We start from the raw sequence: 5,006 nt of genomic DNA on the forward strand, positions 1-5,006 counted from the left end.
TGGCAGTTTAACAAAATCGAGTACAAAGAATTCATTAAAGAACTACCTTGCTAAACACGGGTTTACCCATTTCACAATTTGGTAGAAGTGTGAAATTACGCATGTGTTAAGCACGAAAAATTCCCGTATTAGTTGCAATACGTGAAATTTATTTCACCCTTTTCGACTCCTGTGAAATCAGTCACAAACACCCCTAAATTAGTGTCAATTGTCTAAGCCTTTTCGCGGACGATGCCGCGAAAAGATGGCTGACGCAGTATTGTCTGCGAAGGAAGACCCGCGGTGGTTTTGAACATTTGAATTTCGAGTTTTGAAAATTGTTTCGGATTTCGATATTCGATTTTAGAATTTAGGCGCTTCAACATATCGACAAAACTTTGTCGATGTTTGGCGCTAAGCGCCTAATTTAATTAGAGCTTCGAGGTTTCTTTTATAAGAAATCAAAACTGGCCAGCTCCATAAAACAATAAGTTACAGGTTCGAATCCTGGGGGGGCGTACTAACTAAAAACAATAGCTTAAGCTCACGTATTTCGTGGGCTTTTTTTGTTGATTTGAAAAAAATGAATGAAGTTTATTGGGGTGGGGTCTGTGAGAATTTATAGGGTAATGTCAACGAAATGCGCTATACACATCACTTTACTGCAAGTTATAGGTTTTTGATTAATGGCCAGGGCCCAGAACAATTTTTTGACGCTGATTTCAATTCGTTACGACTGCGTCTGCACACACTTGTTCCTTTCTACTCCCACGCTTAATTCAACGAGTAAGTCAGCGTTAGCAGCTCGTTGGCTTTTTGCAGATACTTCAATGATTCGTTGAGTTGTTTGTCTCGCTGTAAATTGACTCTGAAGCGAGCTTCACTTCCTCCAATTAGAAAAGCCATTTCCCGTTTGAGCAAAAATTTGATATCGTTTTTGTCGGGAGTAAAATCTGTTCTCGAAAATTCAGGCGCGGAGGTTTTCACGAAATAGGTAAATTTCTGATAAGTTTTTTCTGTCACTATAAATCTATTTATAAAGAATCGCAGGTTCTTTCGTAAAGTTGGATTCTTGTTTAAGAAATCATCGGCGAATGCATAAAAAATTCTTTGGTCTGAGAAATATAATTCACGTAATTCCTTCGACAAAATATTTTCCTGATTTTTGACCCAGATATCCGGCCTGATGCCTCCCCCGCCGTAAACAGTGCGACCGGCTAACGTTTTGAATTTAGGTTTTCCTTTTTTGGCGGCTTCACTGTTTAAATGTTCATCGTCATAAGCGTCTTGATAATATTCATCTTTGGATTTATCAAAATAGTCTCTTTGAATCTGGCGGCCACTCGGGGTATAATATCTGGCAGTCGTTATTAGCAAAGCAGAGCCATCCTGAAATCGATACTGGCTTTGCACCAACCCTTTGCCGAAAGACGATTTTCCGACGATTAACCCTCTGTCCAAATCTTGAATGGCCCCTGCAACAATCTCTGATGCGCTTGCTGCACCATGATCTATCAAAACTATGAGAGGATAGAGTTGATGGGTGGCACTTGCAGTTGAGTAGTACTCCTGGAATGAGCTTGATAGTCGACCTCTGGTTGAAAGAATTTTATGGCCTCCCGGAATAAATTTGTCAGCGACTTCTACGGCAGCATTCAGATACCCGCCGCTATTCCCCCGGAGATCGAGAATTAAAGATTTCATCCCTTTGGCTTCCAGATTATTTAAAGCTTTTTCTAGTTCTCTTGACGTGGTTCCGGTAAATCGTTCTAACTTAACGTATCCAACACCCGGCCGTATCTGGAGTGCAAGGGGCACACTATCGAGAGTTATTCGTTTTCTGGTTAAGGTGTATTCTTGTGGTTTTCTCAGGCGGTTGCCGGCAATTTTGATTGTCACCGGTATGCCAACCGGTCCAATTAATTTTTTAACGACTTCTTCCCTGTCAATACCGATAACGGACTCGCCGCCAATTTCCAGAATCTTGTCACCCGGTTGAATATTGATTTTGGCGGCCGGACTTCCTTCGATAACCGATATTACGGTAATCTTTTCTTGAAGAACCTCAAAACTGATTCCAATACCGGTGTATCCTTCAAAATTTTGGTTCCAATTTTTAAAATCATCGGCGGGTAAAAACACAGTATGCGGATCTAAATTTGAGAGAACACCTTTTATTGCGTCTTCGAGAAGCTCATCCGATTCCCGTTTATCGACATAAGCGCGGTTTATTGTTTCTAAAACAGATGTGAAAATTTTTATTTTGGCGTAGAAACTCTCAGACTTCGCTAAGAGTTCGGCTACTCTTGATTCATTTGTGATGTAACTGAAAGAGAGTAGGAGTGTTAAGGCAAGTGCAATGATGTTTTTGATTTTCATTGAAGTCTCCTTACTGATTTCATCTTCCCATGATACTTTAAATTTTTTTAATTTAGACAGCTTTGTTGAAGTGTTGTATTTTTTTAAGGAAAAGTTTTACATAGGCAAACCGTGTTCCAAATTAGTTGAAAAGATTCTTATTTTTTGCTAACGACTTAACTTCTTTATAATTTTTTGCTTATGAACATCGAGTATTTTTCACGTATTGAAATTGCAAATTTAGTTGATGCTTAGAAGGTTTTTAATGTCGATTTTTTTCATGTGTTAAATTTTCGGTAAGTTTGCACTTGCAATCTCAGAGGGCATTTTATTTATTATATGATGTTTACATTTTCCGAAGCTATATGTAGTTTTCATTACCTTAGTGGTAAGGATTTTGCAGATACCTTTCCTACTTTATCGGGAGGTAATTAAATATGAATCACTAAATTATAAAATCGTGATAATTGGCATCGCTCTTCAAGGTGCCGGGGCCAGACAAACAACAAAAAATTAACTTGATTAACAGGCTTATATTATTAAATTGAAATTCAACCTTTATTGTAGCCTGGGAATAAAAGGCAAAGTCCGGCTGTAAAGATTTATGAAATTTGGAATACAATTAAGTACAATATCATGAAGTTTATATCCCGGCTGATAGTTTTCATTTTATTCAGCGCTCCGTTCGTTTTCAACTCCAGTCTTTCCGCTCAGTATTATTTTGGCAGGAATAAAATACAGTACGATGATTTCGATTGGAAAATTTTGAAAACCGAACATTTTGATGTCTATTTCTACCCGGAGATGCGGGAGCTTGCTGAAATAGGCGCCGCGTTTGCCGAGGAAGCTTATAGCCGTCTTGAAAGTAAAGTCAACCACAATGTGAACCGCCGAATTCCTCTGATTTTCTACTCGAATCACTCACATTTTCAGCAAACCAATACAATTCCAAGTTTTCTACCTGAAGGGACCGGAGGTTTTTTTGAGTTTATGAAGGGGCGAGTCGTCATTCCTTCACGGGGTTCGATTCACTCTTTCAAGCATGTCATCAATCATGAGTTAGTGCATGTATTTACTCGCGGAAAAATGGGCCGGGTTTTAAAAGACCACCACAGAACCACATTCCGGGGTATGCCGCTCTGGTTTACTGAAGGAATCGCGGAGTATTGGTCGCAGGGGTGGAGTTCGCAGGCCGAAATGATTATTCGCGATGCCGTTTTAAGCGGTCATTTAGTCCCCTTGAAAAATATGGATTCGATTTACGGCACCTTCTTGATGTACAAAGAAGGTCAGGCCATCTGTAAATATATCGCGGAAAATTTTGGCGAAGAAAAACTTCTGCAATTAATTGAAAATCTTTGGAAGGAGAGCAGCTTTTCGGATGTCATGAAACTAACCATCGGCTTGACTTATGAAGAGTTCGATGAGAAATGGATTTATGATTTGAAGAAACTTTATTACCCTGACCTGGAGGAAGGGGATTCTCCAAAAATGGTAACCAAGGCAATTACCAAAGACGGCCTCAACACCAAACCGGCCGTGTTCTCCCAAAACGATAAAAGTTGGGTCGCCTTTATAGCAAACAGAGTTGGTTACTCCAATATTTACATCAAATCTCTGGATGACAGTGAAAACAAACCTGAAGTCTTGGTTAAAGGAGAGCGCACTTCAGACTTCGAGTCGTTCAAATTGCTAAATAGTAAGATCGATGTTAACGATTATGGTGAGCTCACCTTTGTGTCCAAAAGCGGTGCTCAGGACGTGATTTATGTTTTTGACGTGCAAGAAAAAGTCATTTTGAAAAAATTTAATTTTGAAAATTTACATTTATCCACTTTAAAAAATTAATTTTTATATATTATTTATTTATTTTGATAGAATTTGTAAATAAAGTATGATATAAAACCATAGCAGATAAACGTTCATCAGTAATACTATACTCAGAATGATATTTAACTCGATCATTAAGTTTGGGACTATTATCTATCTTCATACAAGATTCTTGAGACATCCTAACAAAGATATCTGATAATAATTCATAACGTTCGTCATTAAGTTCAATAACTTTCCCCTTAACATCCTTTGTGAGTCTCCAAATTGTATCATGTAACGTAGCAAGCGAAGATTTAGATAATTTTGCTCTCTCCCTGAACCTATTTAAGCGCTTAAAAGTATTATAACCAGCTGAATTACCTTTAAAATCTTTTGAACCATATCCTCGAAAAGAATTCATTCCTTTAATCTTATTCTCAACAATTATAGAAAAACTACTAATTTCATTTGAAACTTCAGGGGTTATTAAAGTATTAGGATGTGTAATAACTGCCCTCATATTTTCGGCATATAAATTCATTTCTTTTATATCTTTTGGATCAATTTCAATTCCTCCTTTTGCTCCTCCAAAAGGAATGTTTACCAATGAAGTTTTTAATGACATTAAAAATGAAAGTATCTTGACTTCTTCCAGATTAAGTTTAGGATGAAATCTAATTCCTCCTTTTCCAGGACCAAGAGCATTACTATGTATTATTCTCCACGCATCATAATTCTTTCCATTAACATTAAGAATCTCTTTACTAACTTTCTTATGATTCAAAAGTAAATCCAACTCTTCCTCATTCAACCCAATAAACTCTGAAATTTTATCTAATCTTTTCTTTATATCTTCA

Annotated in this window: 3 protein-coding genes; 1 reads left to right on the top strand and 2 read right to left on the bottom strand. The window is 37.5% G+C overall.

Going from position 1 to position 5,006, the window contains the following annotated elements; all coding sequences use genetic code 11:
• Positions 1-753: 753 nt before the first annotated feature.
• Positions 754-2,358, bottom strand: coding sequence for a S41 family peptidase (locus IH879_19485; GenBank protein ID MCH7677111.1), 1,605 nt, complete (start codon positions 2,356-2,358; stop codon positions 754-756).
• Between the two features lie 615 nt (positions 2,359-2,973).
• On the opposite strand from IH879_19485, the gene IH879_19490 reads away from it, so the two are divergent.
• Entirely contained in the window at positions 2,974-4,185 is a 1,212-nt protein-coding gene (locus IH879_19490) for a hypothetical protein (GenBank protein MCH7677112.1), read from the top strand.
• A 10-nt stretch (positions 4,186-4,195) separates the two neighbouring features.
• On the opposite strand, the gene IH879_19495 is transcribed toward IH879_19490, so the two are convergent.
• Positions 4,196-5,006: hypothetical protein (locus IH879_19495; protein ID MCH7677113.1), on the bottom strand; the 811-nt coding region annotated here is incomplete at its 5' end.

The organism is candidate division KSB1 bacterium, assembly GCA_022562085.1.
Taxonomy (GTDB): domain Bacteria; phylum Zhuqueibacterota; class Zhuqueibacteria; order Oceanimicrobiales; family Oceanimicrobiaceae; genus Oceanimicrobium.